Below are 17123 nucleotides of genomic sequence, written 5' to 3' on the forward strand. Positions count from 1 at the left end.
CCCGCTCCGCCCCGGACGTCAGTCGCGCCGCCGGGACAGGGCGCGCCGCGCCGACTTGCGCGCATGGGCGGCGGCGTCCGCGACCGTGCGGTCCGGGTGGTGGGCGTGCAGGGTGTCGAGGATGCGGTACGAGGTGCCGGGGTCGGCCTCCGCGAGGGCGTCGGTGAGGGCGACGGCGCCGCCCGGCCACGCGGCGGCCGCCGTGTCGAAGGCGGGCAGCAGGGTCGTGGGCGCGATGTCGGTCGGCCGGGGGATGCCGGTGTCGCCCGCGTCGTCGCGGCGCTGCACATGGGTGAGCATGTCGTCGATCCAGCGCCCGTCCAGTTCTTCCACGAGCACCGTGGCCCGGGCGGTGAGCGGAACGGCGTCCTCGGGGACGGACTCCCCCCGGGCAAGGAGCAGCCTGCGGGCGGCGGCGCCGGTCACCGGGTCGGTGAGCGCCGCGCGGAGCGCCGTAGTGGGGACGGCCGCGAGGTCGAGGCGGGCGAACGACTCGGACGTACGGGCGGCGTTGACGTCGTCGGCCTTGGCCGCGGAGACCGCGTCGAGCAGTTCGGCCCAGGCCGCGTCCGTGGAGCCGCGGCTCGCCGCCCAGGCGGCGAGCGCGGCGGCGGCGAGCCGGGTGGGCCAGTGGCGGGTCGCGGCGACGGTCTGAGCCGCGTCCCAACCGGTGACGGTGGCCCGGTCGGGCGCGGCCACATGGCCGGCGGTGATCACATGGCGCATGACGGCGGCGCCGAGCGGGGTGAGCCCGTACGTGTCGCCGGTTCGGAACACGCAGCCGGTGGCGGCGAGTTGGTCGACCAGTGCCGCCAGACCGCGGGCGGGGGCGTCGATCTCGGCACGGTCGGCATCCGTACGGCCGGGCATCCCGAGCAGGACGGACAGCTCCTGCGGCGACGGGGTCTCGTAGGCGTCCGGGGCGCTGCCGGGGACGGGGGCGGGCGCGTCCTCCAGTTCGGGCGGTACGCCGTCGGCCTTCGCGTCGCAGACCTTGCGGGCGACGGAGTCGGGGGTGCCGCCGCGTTCGTAGAGCGAGTAGAGGATGTGCGCGGCGTCGAACGAGTACGCGTCCTGGGGGCCGGTGACCAGGGGCAGCCGTTCGGCCTGCGCCGCCAGGATGTCGGCGGCCAGTTCGAGGAGTTCCTGCGGGGTGCCGTCGGTCCACACGGCGGTGGCGGGGCCGGGCAGGCCGCAGCGTTCCGCGACTTCGGCCAGCTCGTCGTCGAAGGTACCGGCGGCGAGCGCCGCGGGCAGCGGGGCGGCGTGCAGCAGGTCCCGGATCTCGTCGGGCTCCGGTACGGCGGGCGGGGGCGGCAGCGGTACGGAGGAGTCGCCGTAGTAGTCGAGGTGCTCGTCCAGCATCCGGTCGGCGAGCGCGACGTGCGGCATCGCCTCCGGCCCGGGGGCGAGCGCGGCGTGCCGCGTGGCGAACGCCTCCGTGAGACCGGCCGCGGTCCACCGGTCGAGCAACTCGTCGGCGACGGCGTCCAGTTCCCGCGCGAGCGCGTCGTCGGGGCGGTCGGCGTCCAGCGGCGGCGTGGGCAGCAGCGGGCCGGCCGGGGACTCCTCCGCGGTGTCGCGGGCGAAGGCGGCGAGCAGCGCTTCGTCGAGGCCGGTGCGTACGGTGAACGTCCGCTCGGCCACGTCGGAGCGGTGCAGCGGCTCGGGCAGGGCGGGCCGGTCGGCGTGCGGCGTGCTCTCGTGGGCGTCGAGCCAGGCGCGTACGGCGGCGGCGTCGTCCGCGTCGACGCCGTCGGCGATCAGCAGCGACGCGTACCAGCGGTGCCAGGTCAGGTTCGCCGGGTCGGCCACGGCGCGGCGGAAGCCGGGGACGGCGTCCTCGACGGCGGCGAGCAGCCGCGCGTGCCGCTTGGCGTTGAGGCGGCCCGCGGCCCGGACGCGGTCGGCGAGTGCGGTGAGCACGTCCGGTACGGCGTCCAGCTCGTCCTCCCCGGCGCACAGCAGCTGCGGGAGGTCCTCGTGCAGGACCTGGCGCAGCAGCTGTGGCGTCGGTTCAGGAACCCCGGCCCTGCGGTCGGCGCCGCGCAGCGCGAGCATCGTCAGCACGGCGTCGGTGAGGCGCGCGGGCAGGGCGGCGTCTCTCTCCTGGGTCGCCCAGGTGAGGAATGCGTCGCGGCCGGTGTTCAGGGCGTTGGTACGAGTCACCTGTGGAGCGTATGAGGGCGGGCGGCGCCGGTGATCCTTCCGGGCCCCGGGTTAGCCCGATCGGGGGAGCGATGAGCCCGAGAACGGCCGTCGGTGACGTCACGGTCCGCTTCACCGCCGCGGGCGGCGTCCGCCCACCCTGTACGCGGTGGCCCGGTGCGCCTCCGCCCCGGGCGCTCGCGGCGGCCCCGTCCGGCGATGGGTTCCGCCGACGGCGATGAGTTTCGGCGCGGCGGCCGGTCACCCCTGCATGGACACTTCCGACAGCACACCCCTGCCCGACCTCACCCCCGCCGCCCGCGCCGTGACCGGGCTGCTCGCCGCCGTCCGCGACGAGCAGCTGGGCGACCCGACACCCTGCCCGAAGTACGCCGTGCGGGAGCTGCTGGCCCACCTCGACGGGCTGTCACTCGCCTTCCGTGACGCGGCCCGCAAGGATTTCGGGCCGACGACCGACACCAGTCCCGACTCGGCGCTCCCGGTCCTGGACGACGCCTGGCGCACCACGCTCCCGGTACACCTGGCCGAGGTCGCCGAGGCGTGGCGCCGGCCGGAGGCGTGGGAGGGCATGACCCGCGCCGGCGGCGTGGACCTGCCCGCTGCGGCCGCGGGCCGCGTCGCGCTCAACGAGCTGGTGATCCACGGCTGGGACCTGGCGCGGTCGACGGGTCAGGAGTACGACCCCGGTGAGGCGAGCGCGGCGGTCTCGTACGAGATCGTGCGCCCGTCCGACGACGACTCCCTGCGCGACGGGATCTTCGGCCCCCCGGTGCCCGTCCCGGACGACGCGCCGCTGCTGGACCGTGTGATCGGCCTCAGCGGCCGCCGCCCGGACTGGCGGCCCGGCGACTGACGAAGCGCGGCTCCTCCGGGCGCGGCACGGTGACGGACGACGTACCGCGCCCGGAAATACGAGTGAGTCCGGGCCGGTGTCGATGCGATGCTCCGGACCATGACGCACCGCGTGAAGCCCAGTCTCTACATCTCCGTCGACATCGAGGCCGACGGGCCGGTCCCCGGCCCGTACTCGATGCTCAGTTTCGGCGCGGCGGTGGCCGGCCGCCAGGACGGTGCCGGGTATGAGCCGTGCGACCCGGAGAAGCACACGTTCTACCGTGAACTGCGGCCGGTCTCCGACGACTTCGACCCTAAGGCGCTCGCCGTGAGCGGTCTCGACCGCGAGCGCCTGACGGCCGGGGGGTGCGATCCGGCCCTCGCCATGGCGGAGTTCGCCGTGTGGGTGGAGGGGCTGCGGGAGGCGCACGGGGGTGCGCAGCCGGTGATGTGCGGCTATCCGGCGCCGTACGACTGGATGTTCCTGTACTGGTACCAGATGCGGTTCACCGGCTCGAGCCCGTTCGGGCACTCGGGCTGCCTGGACATGAAGACGCTGTACGCGACGAAGGCCCGGCTGCCGCTGCGTGCGGTGTCGAAGGGGACGATGCCGCGGGAGCTGCTGTCGGCGCGGCGGCACACGCACCATGCGCTGGAAGACGCGATCGAGCAGGCGGAGCTGTTCAGCAATCTGATGGCGTGGCCCGGTCGGTGACCGGACCACCCCGAGTGCTACGCGAGTAGAAAGTTCCGGGCGGCGCCTCTGAAAGTTGCCGCGAGGTCCGCGCGTTTCCGCAGCTCCGCCGAACCGCCACAGGTCTGGTCCTTAGGGACTTCCTGCCGCCTCTTTACGCCCGGTCGTCCACACTGGCCTACTCATGTGACGTGTCCATGACTTCACGTCCCCCGGTGAAGTCGTGCGGCTCACGCCCGCCCGCCGATCCCCCACCTGCAGGAGGCAGTCATGCCTGTGTCACGAGCCGGATCAGCACGTCGCGGAAGATCGAAGGCCGCCACCCTCATCGGCACCCTGGTCTCGGCCGGTGCCCTGCTCCTCACGACCACCGGACCCGCCGCCGCGGCGCCGCCGCCCGTGGACAAGCCGGTCAAGCCCGGCCAGGCGTGGATGGGTTCGGGAACCCGCCTCGAGCAGCCCCACGCCTCGAAGGACGGCGGTCTCCTCTCGCCCCTGGACACCAGCGGCGTCCAGGGGATCGACGTCTCGCACTGGCAGGGCTCGATCAACTGGAACTCGGTGAAGAGCGCCGGGATCGACTTCGCCTACATCAAGGCCACCGAGGGCACCAGCTTCAAGGACTCCCGCTTCGGCGCGAACTACACCAACGCGTACTACGCCGACGTGATCCGCGGGGCGTACCACTTCGCCCGCCCCAACTACTCGAACGGTGCGACCCAGGCCAACTTCTTCGCCTCCAACGGCGGCGCCTGGTCCCGCGACAACAAGACGCTGCCCGGCGTCCTCGACATCGAGCACAACCCGTCCGGCGCGATGTGCTACGGCCTGTCGACGACCCAGATGCGCACCTGGATCAACGACTTCTACAACACGTACAAGGCCCGCACCAGCCGCGACGTCGTCATATACACGACCGCCAGCTGGTGGAACACCTGCACCGACCGGTGGACCGGGATGCACTACAAGGCGCCCCTGTGGGTCGCCCACTGGGGCGTCAGCAGCCCCACCATCCCCAGCGGCTTCCCCACCTGGACCTTCTGGCAGTACACCGCGACCGGCCGGGTCAGCGGCGTCGCGGGAGACGTGGACCGCAACAAGTTCAACGGCTCCATGACCCGGCTGCTGGCACTCGCCAACAACACCTGACCGGTCCTTCCCCCGCCCGCAGCACAACGACGCCGGGTGGAGCCGTCCTGGGACGGCTCCACCCGGCGTCGGCACATCGGCGCCAACCGATGCGCGCGGGCTCAGTGCACGGCGGCAGCCGGCTCGGCGACCGCGGACCCGTTCCCGGTCCCCTCCGCCGGCTTCTCCTCGTGCGCACTGCCCTTCCCGCCGAAGTGGTTGAAGGCGAGGTTCAGCAGGATCGCCACGATGCAGCCGGTGGAGATGCCCGAGTCGAGGACGACGAGCAGGTCCTCGGGGAAGGCGTGGTAGAACTGCGGCGCCGCGATCGGGATCAGACCGATACCGACGGCCGCGGCCACGATCAGCGCGTTCTCCCCCTTCTCCAGCGCGGCCGTGGCCAGCGTCTGGATGCCGCTCGCGGCGACCGAGCCGAACAGCACGATGCCCGCGCCGCCGAGGACCGGCAGCGGTACGAGCGCGATCACGGACGCCGCGACCGGGAACAGACCGAGCAGGATCAGGATGCCGCCGCCCGCGGCGACGACGAACCGGCTGCGCACCTTCGTCATCGCCACCAGGCCGATGTTCTGGGCGAAGGCGCTGCACATGAAGCCGTTGAACAGCGGGCTGATGGCACTGCCGAGGGTGTCGGCGCGCAGGCCGCCCTCGATGACCCGCTCGTCCGCCGGGCGGTCGACGATCCGGCCGAGCGCCAGCATGTCGGCGGTGGACTCGGTCATGCAGACCAGCATCACGATGCACATCGAGATGATCGCGGCGAGCTCGAACTGCGGCGCGCCGAAGTGGAACGGCGTGGGGAAGCCGACGATCCCGGCGTCCGACATCGCGTCCATGCTGGTCATGCCCAGCGGAATGGCGATGATCGTGCCGATGACGAGGCCGAGCAGGATGGCGATCTGCTGGAGGAAGCCGCGCAGCACTTTGCGCAGCACGAGCACGATCACGAGCGTCAGGGCCGCCATGCCGATGTTCTGCATGGATCCGTAGTCGTCCGCGGTGGAGTTGCCGCCCTGGGACCAGTTGAAGGCGACCGGCAGCAGCGACACACCGATGAGGGTGATGACCGTGCCGGTGACGACGGGCGGGAAGAAGCGGACCAGTCTGGAGAAGTACGGGGTGAGGATGAACCCCAGCACACTGGCGACGATGATGGCGCCGAAGATGACGGCGATGCCGTCGTAGCCGCGGTCCCTGCCGATGGCGACCATCGGGGTCACGCCGGCGAAGGAGACGCCGTTGACGAACGGCAGCCGGGCGCCGACGCGCCAGAAGCCGATCGTCTGGAGCAGGGTGGCTATACCGGCGGTGAACAGGCTGGCGCCCATCAGGAACGCGGTGTCCTTGGCGTCGAGGCCGACGGCGGGCCCCACGATCATCGGCGGGGCCACCACACCCGCGTACATGGCGGCCACATGCTGGAGGCCGCTGGTGAACATCTTGAAGGGCGGAAGGGTCTCGTCGACCGGGTGCTTGCGGTCGATTTCTTCAGGTGCATCGGCGGTCGGTGATTGCGCGGCCACGGCGGTGCCTCCGGTCGGGTTACACGTCATCGGTGACATGTGCTGTCAAGGAGGTGGTGCGGGTGGTGCAGATGCACGTACCGGATCGCCCGAACCGGTGGTGCGGGTGGTGCCGTGTGCCGGGGTGGGCACGTGTCACCACCACCGGGAGGTGCGTACGTGCTTCCGCACGCACCTCCCGGCGACGGCTGCCGTGGACCCCGCTCGGGTTCACGGCCGCCGGCCGAGGGCCGTCCCCCTCGACCGGACTACCTTGGGTCAGCCCTGGGCGGCGATCCGCGCCAGGCGCTGCGCCTCGTCCCGCGTGGAGCGGGCGATGGCGTCCTCGTCCACCGTGGTGAGGTGGCCCGCCTCGACGACGGGGGTGCCGTCGACGAGGGAGAGTGAGACCGGGGCCGCCGCGCCGAAGACGAGGGCGACCACCGGGTCGGCGATGGAGGAGTGGGCGAGCGTGTCCAGCTTCCACAGCACCAGGTCGGCGAGCTTGCCCGGCTCGAGGGATCCGATCTGGTCGGCGCGGCCGAGGACCTGCGCCCCGCCGTAGGTGCCGAGCCGTAGCGCCTGACGGGCGTTCAGCGCCGCCTCGCGGTGGGCGCCGAGCCGGTTGATCAGCAGGGCGTTGCGCAGCTCGGTGTGCAGCTCGCCGGACTCGTTGGAGGCGGTGCCGTCGACGCCGAGGCCCACCGGCACGCCGGACTTCAGCATGTCGGGTACGCGGGCGATCCCGGCGGCCAGCCGCGCGTTGGAGGAGGGGCAGTGCGCCACGCCGGTGCCGGTACGGGCGAAGGCCGCGATGTCGGAGTCGTTCATGTGGACGCAGTGCGCCATCCACACGTCGGAACCGAGCCAGCCCGTCGACTCGAAGTAGTCGGTCGGGCCCATCCCGAAGAGCTCCTTGCAGAACTGCTCCTCCTCGACGGTCTCCGAGCCGTGGGTGTGCAGCCGTACACCCTTGCGCCGGGCCAGTTCCGCGCCCTGGCGCATCAGTTCGGTGCTGACGGAGAACGGGGAGCAGGGCGCGACCGCGATCTGGGTCATGGCGTCGAAGGAGGCGTCGTGGTGCTCGTCGATCGTCGCCTCGGTGCCGGCCAGCGCGCCTTCGAGGGACTCGACGGCGAAGTCCGGCGGCAGTCCGCCGTCCGACGTGCCGCGGTCCATGGAGCCGCGGGCGAGGGTGAACCGGACGCCCGTCTCGCGGGCGGCGCCGATGATCGCGCCGGACAGGTCGCCGGAGCCGCGCGGGAAGACGTAGTGGTGGTCCATGGCGGTGGTGACACCGCCGCGGGCCATCATCGCGAGCGAGCCCTGCGCTGCGGCACGGACCATCGGTTCGTCGATGCGCGCCCAGGTCGGGTAGAGCGCCACCAGCCAGTTGAAGAGGTTGTGGTCGGTCGCGAGCCCGCGGGTGATCCACTGGTAGAAGTGGTGGTGGGTGTTGACCAGGCCGGGGGTGACGAGGTGGCCGGTGCCGTCGACGCGGCGTACGACGCCCTCCAGGCCGTCCGGCGCCCTGCCCGCGCCGACGGACTCGATCCTGTTGCCGGCGACGACGACGTGCCCGGAGGCGTATTCGGTGTCGTCGGCGTCGACGGTGGCGATCGCACAGTTCTCGATGACGATGCGCTCGGGAGCGCCGTCGTGAGCTGCCGGAGGTGCCATGGTGCTTCCTTCTTCTGTGAGCGGCGATGTGGGCACGGCAGGACCCTAGGAGGATTTGAGTGCCGCGGCCGGGCGGCTGCGGGTGCCGAGGGGGTGGAAGAACAGGTCGGGCGGCACCGCTGAGGGCGCTGTGGCGCTGATTCCGGGGCCCGGCGAAGTCCGTGCCCGGGCGGGAGGACTCGCGTCGGGGCCGGGCGCGGCGGGCGCGGTGTCCGCGCCGCCGGGTGCGAGCCGTCGTGCCATGCGAGTCCTCCTGTTCCGGCCGGCCCCCCACCCTGCTGCGGGCGGGCGGGGGCGGCCGGTCCCGCGTCAGAGGTTGGTCATGTCGACCGGGATCCTCGGCTCGACGCCGTCCCGCAGCACGGTGGCCTCGATCAGGCCGTACGGGCGGTCGGCGGCGAAGTAGACCTCGTTGTCGTTCTTGAGTCCGAACGGCTCCAGGTCCACCAGGAAGTGGTGCTTGTTCGGCAGCGAGAAACGGATCTCGTCGATCTCGCTCCGGCTGTTGATGATGCGCGAACCCATCTGGTAGAGGGTCTGCTGCAGCGACAGGGAGTACGTCTCCGCGAAGGCCTGGAGCATGTGCTTCCTGGCCTGGTCGTAGGACTTCTCCCAGTTCGGCATCCGGTCCTCGTCCGAGGTCCAGTTGTAGCGCCACTGGGCGGCGACCTGGGTGGCCAGGATGCGGTCGTACGCCTCTTTGAGGGTCGTGTACCGGTCCTTGACGTAGCCCCAGAACTCGGAGTTGGTCGAGTTCATCACGGTCAGGTCCTTCAGACCGGAGACGACCTCCCACTGCTCACCGTCGTAGGTGATCTGGGTGGTGCGGGTCTCCTGGCCCTTGCGGACGAAGGAGTGCTTGACCTCGTCGGCTCCGATGAACTTCGAGTTGCCGTCGGAGGTCGCGATGCGCTCCCAGGCGTACTCCTCGATGCGGATGCGCGCCCGGTGGATCGGCTCCTGGCTCGTCACGAAGTGGCGGGCGAGGTGGATGCCGAACTGCTCGGCGGACTCGATGCCGTACTCCTTGGCGAACGCGTACACCGTGTTCTTGGTGGTGTCGGTCGGCAGGACGTTGGCGTTGGAGCCGGAGTAGTGCACGTCGTCCATGTCGCCGGAGAGGGCGACGGAGACGTTCAGGTCCTTGATGTGGTGGGTGTCGCCGTCCCGCGTGATCTTGACGACTCGGTTCTCTGCTTTGCCGTACTGGTTCTGGCCGAGAATCGTGGGCATGTCTGCTAGCTCCCTCGGTAAACGGAGTAGCCGAACGGGTTGAGCAGCAGCGGTACGTGGTAGTGCTCGCCCGGCACGACGGCGAAGGTGATCGCCACCTCCGGGAAGAACACACCGGATGCACCGCTGTCCCGATTCGCGGGGGCGTCCTGCTGCGCATCGGCTTGCTTCACTGTGGTGATTGAACGCGTGAAGTACGCCTCGGTCTCGAAGTCGAGACGTACGTGTGTCGTGCCTTCCGGCAGTGCCGGGAGGTCCTTGCACCGCCCGTCCGCGTCGGTGGCGGAGCCGCCGAGCGGCGCCCACGGCGCCTCGTGGCCGCTGCGGGCCGACAGCGAGACGGCGACGCCCTCCGCGGGGCGGCCGGCGCTGGTGTCCAGGATGTGCGTGGACACCGAGGCGGTGGTTGCCGTGCTCATGCGGTCATCTCCTGCTCTACGAGACGGGTCAGACGGATGCGGTTGATCTTGCCCAGTTCGGTGCGGACGATCTCCCGCTCCCGGTCGGGCGAGTTGTCGATCCGCTCGCGGAGGGCGTCCCGCATCTGCTCCCCGGTGCGGCCGGTGGCGCAGATCAGGAAGACATGGCCGAACTTGTCCTGGTAGGCAAGGTTCAGCTCGAGCATTTCGGCCTTCAGCGCTTCGGAGGCGCCGGCCATCCCGCTCTGTTCGCGGGAGGAGGTCGGGTCTCCGGGCTTCGGCCGGCCGATCGGCGGGTGACCGGCCATCGCCTCGGCCAGATCCTCCGCGGTCAGCTCCGCCGTGGCGGCGTCGCTGGCCCGGAAGAGGGCCTCGGTGTCGGCGTACGGTCGCTGGGCGAGCAGTTTGCTCCCCCATGCCGAACTGGCACAAACCTCGTGCAGGGCGGCCAGGGCCGCACTGTCCTCGGAGGCGTTGAACCGGGCGAGACCCGGGTTCGGAAGTGAAGTCACGGGAGCCTCCGTGGCTTGTTCATCGCGGTGCGTCGGACGGGCTGCGGATAGCTAACGCCCTCCGGCAACGCGACGTCAACACTTTGTTGAAAACTTGGGGTTACAAATACTGACGGCGGGGAGACGAGGCCGCGCCGGCCGCGCCGCGGGCCCGGTCGAGCCGTCGCCACCGTTGCAGCAGCACACCGGGCCGCGCCGCACGGCAGCGCTCAGCTTCGGAAACGTCCGTATTCGACGGGAGCGTCGCCTACGGTTCCCCGTACCCCCGACAACGATGTCGGATTTGCAGGAGCATCAGATGAAAAGTGTTCGCCGCTGCACCGCCTGTACGGCGGCAAGCGCCCTCCTCGGCCTGGGCGTCGTCGCCCTCGCCGCCCCCGCGCAGGCCGCGGCCCCGCCGCCACCGCGCAAGCCGCCTCCGCCGCGGTGGACGACCCGCTCGGCGGCCTCGACACCGCCCTCGACAACCTGCTGGCAAGCCTCCTCGGCAAGGTCGACGGCACCCTCGGCTCGGTCCACGCCATGCTCGACGACATCGCCGGCGGCCTTCCCGCCGCGGGCGAGCTGCCCAACGACGAACCTGCCGGCGACGGGTGAGCTGCCGGCGACCGGGGAGCTGCCCGCCGTGCAGTCTCCGGCGGCCGGTGTGCTTCCCGGCCTCGGCGGCCTGCCCGGCCTGGCCGACATCCCGGCCGCGGGGGACCTGTCCGCGACGAGCGGTCTGCCCGCCGCCGACGCGGCCGCGCCCGGCGCTCCCTGACACGCCGGTCGGGCACACACAAGGCGCCGGCCCCGACAACCGTCGGGGCCGGCTCCTTGTGCTGCCACTGAGCGGGACCGTCCCGGACGTCAGCCCTCCGACGGGCTCTTCTCACGGTTCAGGTAGTTGTAGACGGTGAAGCGGCTGACGCCGAGCGCGCCCGCCACCGTCTCCACGCCGTGCCGCACGGAGAACGCGCCCCGCGACTCCAGCGTCCTGACGATCGACTGCTTGGTCCGGCGGTCGAGCTCCGCCAGCGGCCTGCCGTGCTGCCGCTCCAGTGCCGCCAGGATGTGGTCCAGGGAGTCCGCGAGCTGCGGGAGACGTACGGCGAGGACCTCCTCGCCCTCCCAGCTCAGTATGACGTCGTCCGCCGCGGCCTCACCGGGCTCGAGCAGCACCCCGCCCATGGCGTCGACCAGCGGTTTCACGGCCTGCGCGAGGGCGTGGTCCAGGGCGGTCATCCCTCGCCCTCCACCACGTTGACCTGCAGGGAGACCCGGGTCGCGCCGTTCTCCAACGCCTTGCGCAGCAGCGCGTCCACCGTGCCGAGCACCTGCTCGGCGCCGCCCTCGGCCGTGTTGCCGAACGGACCGACGTCCACCGCGTCCAGCTCCGCCGCCTGCACGACCTCGCGCACCGCCACGGCGTGCGGCGGCGGCTCGTCCAGATCGAACGGCTCGGTCGTGAACTCCACTCTCAGACGCACCATGCCTCCACGTTAGGTCCTGTCCCCCCGGCCCCGGCCCGCGCCCTGTGCCGCCGGCCCGGACGAAAGACGCACGCCACGCCGCGACGGATCCGCGGTGGTGCCGCGTAGAGCAGACGACGGACGCCGCGCCGGTCCCCCGTTCCGTCGGGGCCGGCGGCACAGGGAGGGGACTGCATCATGACAGGACGTACGCGCAGAGGGGTCAGGACGACCGCGGTCGTCACCGCGGCCATGGCGGCGCTCACCGCCTCGCAGGGGCCGGGGGCCACCGTCGCCACGGCAGGGCAGCGGCCCCCGCTGCCGCCGGGGCCCAGCGTCTCCGGCGACAGCCCGTACCGCACCGAACTCCCGCCGCTGCGGACGTCGCCCGGCGTGACCGCCGGGGTGGTCGAGGCGGCGCCCGGCGCGGCGGCGGGGGCGGTGGCCGGGACGATCCCGGCGACCGTGTTCGCCGCGTACCGGGCGGCCGAGACGGCACTCGCGGACGGCGTTCCCGGCTGCGGTCTGCGCCGCGAGCTGCTCGCCGCGATCGGGCAGGTCGAGTCCGGGCAGGCCCGCGGCGGCCGGGTCACCGCCGACGGCACCGCCCGCCCGCCGATACTCGGCCCACGGCTCGACGGCAACGGTTTCGCGCTCATACGGGACAGCGACGGCGGGGCGTACGACGGGGACACCGGCTACGACCGGGCCGTCGGGCCGATGCAGTTCATCCCCGGCACCTGGGCGGCCTGGGGCGCGGACGGCAACGGCGACGGCCGGTCCGACCCGCAGAACGTCTTCGACGCGGCGCTCGCCGCCGGACGCTACCTGTGCGCGGGCGGGCGGAACCTGGCGGAGCCGGGCGACCTGGAGCGGGCAGTCCTCGGCTACAACCACTCCACCGCGTATCTGCGGACCGTACTGGCCTGGTACGCGTACTACCTCGGCGGGCACCGGGTGGTCCCCGACCAGGGCGGTTCGTACGCACGGACGCCCACGGCCGCGCCCGCCGCGACGGCCGCGCCCGAGCCACGGCCCGCGCGTACGGCGAGGCCCCGGCCCGCTCCCCCGGCCTCCCCGGACCCGTCACCGGCCGCCTCTCCGTCCGCGTCGGCCCGGCCGACCGGTGCGCCGGCCGACGAGCCGGGGCCGGCGGAGGCGGGGCTGCCCTCCGTGCCCTCCGTGCCGCTCCCGGACGTGGAATTGCCCGGCTCCGGCGGACTGACCAGCAACGGAACGGACTCGATGGCCGCAGCCCCCTCCACAAGCCCGGATACCGGGCGGTAATGTCGCCACCCGCCGGACAGGGACGTCAGCCGGCGGGTGCGCGAGCGAGGGGGCCCTCATGGCTACGGAGATGCAGCCTGCCCAGCCCGGTGGGCGGCCGGGGCAGGAGTCCCAGGAACGCTGGCAGCGTGCCTGGAGCCACCGGGAGGACCTGCTCAAGGTGGCCCGCCGCCGCTCGATGACCCCCGAGGACGCCGAGGACGCCGTGCACGAGGCGATGCTGCGCGCCGCGGAGCACCCCCACCTCGACGACGACCGGCTCGGCGCGTGGCTGACGACCGTGACGATGCGGCTGTGCGTGGACCGCCACCGCCAGGTCAACCGGGAGGCCCAGGTCCGCACCAGCCCCCGGCTGCATCCCCCGGGGCCGGTCCCCGTGGACGAGGCCGTCTGCGACCGGGCGGAGGCGCGGTGGCTCGCCGTGCGCAGCTCGGAGCTGCCCGCCCGGCAGGCGGAGGCCCTGTGGCTGAAGTCCGAGGACCTGGACGTCGGGCAGGTCGCCTCGAAGATGGGCCTGAGCTACCGCACCGTCGAGTCCCTGCTCGCCCGCGCCCGCCGCACACTGCGCAACTCGCTCGCCGCCACGCTGGGGCTCGCGCTGTGGCTCTGCGGCCGTGGCCGGCCGGGCGGCGGCGGCAACGCGCAGGCCGTCGCGCTCGCGTCGACGGCGGCGACACTGGTGGTGGCCGGCTTCGTCCTGCCGTACGCGCACGACGGCGAGGGGCCGACGACGCGGCCGTCGCCGGCCGTCACGGACGCGGGCGAGTCGCCGCCCGCGCCGGCGCCGGGCCGTGGGCCGTCGTCGGGCGTGGCCGCTCCGTCCGCGGCGCCCGCCGCCCCGGACGAGGGGCCGAGCGCCCACCGGCCGGCCGGCCGGCGCGGTCTGCCGCTGCCGTCGCTGCCGGCGCTGCCGCTGTCCACGCCGGTGGGCGAGGTGACGGAGGACTTGGTGCCCGCGTTGCCGACGCCGTCGCTGCCGGTGCCGTCGGTTCCGTCCGTTCCGTCCGTGGCGGTTCCGACGCCGTCCGGGGTGCTGCCGGATGCGCTGCCGTCGGCTACGGGGGCGCCGGCGCTGCCGTAGCGCGCGGCGGGGGGTTGTCCCCTACCCGCCCCTTCCCGAAACCGGGCTCCGCCCGGACCCGCTACCGCCCTCCGGGCGGCAGGTGGGGGGCCTCCGCCCTGGGCCCCGTGCCGCCAGGTGGGCGGGCCGGGCTCCGCCCGGGCCCGGTACCGCGCTCCGCGCGGTGGCCTCAATCTCCCCCTACGGCCTGGCGGCCGTGGGAGGGACCCCCAGGCCGGGCTGGAAATGCCGCTGCGCGGCAACGAGCCCGAGCCGGGCACATCCGGCTCCGCCGGCTCGGGCAACTTCAGCCTCGCCGGCGTTTGAGGCGCGGGGTTCGGGGCGGAGCCCCGACAAGACCGGTTGCCACCCAAGCCCCGCCGGCTCGCAACCCCAGCCCCGCCGGCGTTTGAGGCGCGGGTCCGGGCGGAGCCCGGTTACGGAGAAGGGGCGGGGTGGGGAACAGCCCGCCGCAGGCGTGACCCATCCCCGAAACCTCCCCGCAAAAAAACTTCGTTCCGTCGCGACGGACCCCCCGCCCCTCCCCGTAGAGCAGATGTCGGACCGCTCCACGGACCACGGACGAAGGGTGTACCGGATGGGTGTCGAGATCTGTGTGGAAGGGCTCACCAAGTCCTTCGGGCACCAGGTCATCTGGCAGGACGTGTCCCTGACCCTGCCCGCGGGCGAGGTGTCCGTCATGCTCGGGCCCTCCGGCACCGGGAAGTCCGTGTTCCTGAAGACGCTCGTGGGGCTGCTGCGGCCCGAGCGCGGGTCGATACGGATCGCGGGGCAGGACATCACCAGCCTGCGCGAGCACGAGCTCTACGACGTGCGGAAACTCTTCGGCGTGCTGTTCCAGGACGGCGCGCTGTTCGGGTCGATGAACCTGTACGACAACATCGCGTTTCCGCTGCGCGAGCACACCCGCAAGCCGGAGAGCGAGGTCCGGCGGATCGTGCTCGAGAAGATGGACATGGTGGGGCTCATCGGCGCGGAGGACAAGCTGCCCGGTGAGATATCCGGCGGTATGCGCAAGCGCGCCGGGCTCGCCCGCGCGCTGGTGCTCGACCCGGAGATCATCCTGTTCGATGAGCCGGACTCCGGGCTCGACCCGGTCCGGGTGGCGTATCTGAACCAGCTGATCGTCGATCTCAACGCGCAGATCGACGCCACGTTCCTGATCGTCACACACGACATCGCCTCCGCCCGGCAGGTGCCGGACAACATCGGGCTGCTGTTCCGGCGGGAGCTGGTGATGTTCGGGCCGCGTGAGCAGCTGCTGACCAGCGAGGAGCCGGTGGTGCGGCAGTTCCTGAACGGGCGGATGCAGGGGCCGATCGGGATGGCGGAGGAGAAGGACGCCGCGCAGATCGAGCAGGAGCTGGAGCAGCTCGGGCCGGGCGAGGAGGCGGCTCCGGCCGTGACCGAGCTGACGCCGCGGCTGCTGCCGACCAAGGGCGTCGAACGGCCGCCCCGCTGGGAGGCGATCGCCGACCGTGAGCGGCTGCGGCGGGTACGCGGAAAGGTGGCCGGCGCATGAGCCTGTCACCGACCGGGGCACTGCGGCACTCGGGCAGCCTGTTCGCCATGGCGCTGGACGTGCTGCGCACCATCCCCAAGCGGCCGTTCCAGCTGCGGGAGTTCATCCAGCAGGCGTGGTTCGTGGCGAGTGTGACGATCCTGCCGACGGCGCTGGTGTCGATCCCGTTCGGAGCGGTGATCGCGTTGCAGATCGGCAGTCTCACCCGGCAGTTGGGCGCGCAGTCGTTCTCGGGTGCGGCGTCGGTGCTCGCGGTGCTGCGGGAGGCGTCGCCGATCGTGACGGCGCTGCTGATCGCGGGGGCGGGCGGTACGGCGATCTGCGCGGATCTCGGCGCGCGCAAGATCCGTGAGGAGATCGACGCGATGCAGGTGCTGGGCATCGACCCGATCCACCGGCTCGTCGTGCCGCGGGTGCTGGCCACGATGCTGGTGGCGGTGCTGCTCAACGGCCTGGTCTCGGTCGTCGGCGTGGCGGGCGGCTACTTCTTCAACGTGGTGCTGCAGAACGGCACCCCCGGCGCCTATCTCGCCTCGTTCACCACGCTCGCCCAGCTCTCCGACCTGTGGGCGGCGGAGCTGAAGGCCCTGGTGTTCGGCGGGATCGCCGCGATCGTCGCCTCGTACAAGGGGCTGACCGCGAAGGGCGGTCCGAAGGGGGTCGGCGACGCGGTGAACCAGTCGGTGGTCATCACCTTCATGTTGCTGTTCGTGACGAACTTCGTGATGACCGCCGTGTACTTCCAGATCGTTCCGCAGAGGGGCTGAGCGCATGCCGCTGATGAACCGCCTGCTGCCTCCGCAACTGGAGGAGCTGGGCAGGCAGCTGGTCTTCTACGGCCGTTCGCTGGCCTGGACCGGCCGTACGCTGCGCCGCTACAAGAAGGAGACGCTGCGGCTGCTGGCCGAGGTGAGTTTCGGCCGGGGCGCGCTGGCCGTCGTCGGCGGCACCGTCGGGGTGATCGCGTTCCTGTCGTTCTTCACCGGCACCGAGGTCGGTCTGCAGGGGTACGCGGCGCTCAACCAGCTCGGCACGTCGAACTTCGTGGCGTTCCTGTCGGCGTACTTCAACACCCGTGAGATCGCGCCGCTGGTGGCGGGGCTCGCGCTGTCCGCGACGGTCGGCGCCGGGTTCACCGCGCAGCTCGGGGCGATGCGGATCAGCGAGGAGACCGACGCGCTGGAGGTGATGGGCGTCCCGTCGCTGCCGTTCCTGGTGACGACGCGGATGATCGCCGGGTTCGTCGCCGTGATCCCGCTGTACGTGGTGGGGCTGCTGTCCTCGTACTTCGCGGCGCGCACGATCACCACGGGCTACTACGGACAGTCGGCCGGCACCTACGACCACTACTTCCAGCAGTATCTGCCACCCGTGGACGTCTTCTGGTCCTTCGGCAAGGTGATCGTCTTCGCCGTCGTGATCATCCTGGTGCACTGCTACTACGGCTACTACGCGAGCGGCGGCCCGGCCGGTGTCGGTGTCGCCGTGGGCCGCGCCGTGCGCACCTCGATCGTGGCGATCAACATCCTCGACTTCTTCCTCAGCCTGGCGATCTGGGGCGCCAACACGACCGTACGGATAGCGGGGTAA

At 72.2% G+C, this 17123-nt stretch carries 19 protein-coding genes; 10 read left to right on the plus strand and 9 right to left on the minus strand.

Translation table 11 applies throughout. The features are described from left to right. Positions 1–18: 18 nt before the first annotated feature. Entirely contained in the window at positions 19–2169 is a 2151-nt protein-coding gene (locus ACWD01_RS10325) for a hypothetical protein (protein ID WP_451160100.1), read from the minus strand. Between the two features lie 250 nt (positions 2170–2419). Between ACWD01_RS10325 and ACWD01_RS10330 the strand changes: the two genes are divergently transcribed. The 3 genes from ACWD01_RS10330 to ACWD01_RS10340 all read left to right on the plus strand — a co-directional run bounded on the left by ACWD01_RS10330 (position 2420) and on the right by ACWD01_RS10340 (position 4846). Beyond that, a complete protein-coding gene (locus ACWD01_RS10330) occupies positions 2420–3022 on the plus strand; it encodes a TIGR03086 family metal-binding protein (RefSeq protein WP_451160102.1) in 603 nt (200 codons plus the stop codon). A 99-nt stretch (positions 3023–3121) separates the two neighbouring features. Further along, a complete protein-coding gene (locus tag ACWD01_RS10335) occupies positions 3122–3718 on the plus strand; it encodes an exonuclease (RefSeq protein WP_451160104.1) in 597 nt (198 codons plus the stop codon). 249 nt (positions 3719–3967) lie between these two features. Then, positions 3968–4846: a lysozyme gene (locus ACWD01_RS10340; RefSeq protein ID WP_451160106.1), complete on the plus strand. Its 879-nt coding sequence runs from the start codon at positions 3968–3970 to the stop codon at positions 4844–4846. A 101-nt stretch (positions 4847–4947) separates the two neighbouring features. On the opposite strand, the gene ACWD01_RS10345 is transcribed toward ACWD01_RS10340, so the two are convergent. The 6 genes from ACWD01_RS10345 to uraD all read right to left on the minus strand — a co-directional run bounded on the left by ACWD01_RS10345 (position 4948) and on the right by uraD (position 10192). Next, positions 4948–6399, minus strand: coding sequence for a nucleobase:cation symporter-2 family protein (locus tag ACWD01_RS10345; protein ID WP_451160108.1), 1452 nt, complete (start codon positions 6397–6399; stop codon positions 4948–4950). A 228-nt stretch (positions 6400–6627) separates the two neighbouring features. Beyond that, complete coding sequence (locus ACWD01_RS10350; RefSeq protein WP_451160110.1) at positions 6628–8028, minus strand: 8-oxoguanine deaminase; 1401 nt, start codon at positions 8026–8028, stop codon at positions 6628–6630. Between the two features lie 45 nt (positions 8029–8073). Beyond that, positions 8074–8271: a hypothetical protein gene (locus ACWD01_RS10355; protein WP_451160112.1), complete on the minus strand. Its 198-nt coding sequence runs from the start codon at positions 8269–8271 to the stop codon at positions 8074–8076. A gap of 66 nt (positions 8272–8337) precedes the next feature. Further along, the gene (gene pucL, locus ACWD01_RS10360) at positions 8338–9261 is read right to left on the minus strand and encodes a factor-independent urate hydroxylase (protein ID WP_451160114.1); all 924 of its coding nucleotides are present in this window, start codon (positions 9259–9261) and stop codon (positions 8338–8340) included. A gap of 5 nt (positions 9262–9266) precedes the next feature. Continuing rightward, a complete protein-coding gene (uraH, locus tag ACWD01_RS10365; RefSeq protein WP_451160116.1) occupies positions 9267–9680 on the minus strand; it encodes a hydroxyisourate hydrolase in 414 nt (137 codons plus the stop codon). Continuing rightward, positions 9677–10192, minus strand: coding sequence for a 2-oxo-4-hydroxy-4-carboxy-5-ureidoimidazoline decarboxylase (uraD, locus tag ACWD01_RS10370; RefSeq protein WP_451160118.1), 516 nt, complete (start codon positions 10190–10192; stop codon positions 9677–9679). The genes uraH and uraD overlap by 4 nt, the downstream gene beginning before the upstream one ends. 426 nt (positions 10193–10618) lie before the next feature. Here uraD and ACWD01_RS10375 point away from each other — a divergent pair, with 426 nt between their 5' ends. Both ACWD01_RS10375 and ACWD01_RS10380 read left to right on the plus strand, forming a co-directional pair. Continuing rightward, positions 10619–10789 carry a hypothetical protein gene (locus ACWD01_RS10375; RefSeq protein WP_451160120.1) on the plus strand — a complete coding sequence of 57 codons (171 nt, stop codon included), beginning with the start codon at positions 10619–10621 and terminating at the stop codon, positions 10787–10789. Between the two features lie 28 nt (positions 10790–10817). Next, a complete protein-coding gene (locus ACWD01_RS10380; protein ID WP_451160122.1) occupies positions 10818–10952 on the plus strand; it encodes a hypothetical protein in 135 nt (44 codons plus the stop codon). Between the two features lie 89 nt (positions 10953–11041). Here ACWD01_RS10380 and ACWD01_RS10385 read toward each other — a convergent pair whose 3' ends face one another. Then, a complete protein-coding gene (locus ACWD01_RS10385; RefSeq protein ID WP_451160124.1) occupies positions 11042–11416 on the minus strand; it encodes a helix-turn-helix domain-containing protein in 375 nt (124 codons plus the stop codon). Continuing rightward, complete coding sequence (locus ACWD01_RS10390) at positions 11413–11661, minus strand: hypothetical protein (protein ID WP_451160294.1); 249 nt, start codon at positions 11659–11661, stop codon at positions 11413–11415. Before ACWD01_RS10390 ends, ACWD01_RS10385 begins: the two co-directional genes overlap by 4 nt. A 180-nt stretch (positions 11662–11841) precedes the next feature. Here ACWD01_RS10390 and ACWD01_RS10395 point away from each other — a divergent pair, with 180 nt between their 5' ends. From ACWD01_RS10395 to ACWD01_RS10415, 5 genes are all read left to right on the plus strand, one after another. Continuing rightward, positions 11842–12930: a lytic transglycosylase domain-containing protein gene (locus ACWD01_RS10395; protein ID WP_451160126.1), complete on the plus strand. Its 1089-nt coding sequence runs from the start codon at positions 11842–11844 to the stop codon at positions 12928–12930. 58 nt (positions 12931–12988) lie between these two features. Continuing rightward, the gene (locus ACWD01_RS10400) at positions 12989–14011 is read left to right on the plus strand and encodes an RNA polymerase sigma factor (protein WP_451160128.1); all 1023 of its coding nucleotides are present in this window, start codon (positions 12989–12991) and stop codon (positions 14009–14011) included. A gap of 577 nt (positions 14012–14588) precedes the next feature. Beyond that, positions 14589–15533, plus strand: a complete 945-nt coding sequence (locus ACWD01_RS10405) for an ABC transporter ATP-binding protein (RefSeq protein WP_451160130.1) — start codon at positions 14589–14591, stop codon at positions 15531–15533. Next, positions 15530–16300, plus strand: coding sequence for an MlaE family ABC transporter permease (locus tag ACWD01_RS10410; protein WP_451160132.1), 771 nt, complete (start codon positions 15530–15532; stop codon positions 16298–16300). The genes ACWD01_RS10405 and ACWD01_RS10410 overlap by 4 nt, the downstream gene beginning before the upstream one ends. 4 nt (positions 16301–16304) lie before the next feature. Beyond that, positions 16305–17123, plus strand: a complete 819-nt coding sequence (locus tag ACWD01_RS10415) for an MlaE family ABC transporter permease (RefSeq protein ID WP_356897533.1) — start codon at positions 16305–16307, stop codon at positions 17121–17123.

Source organism: Streptomyces sp. NPDC002835 (assembly GCF_053591995.1).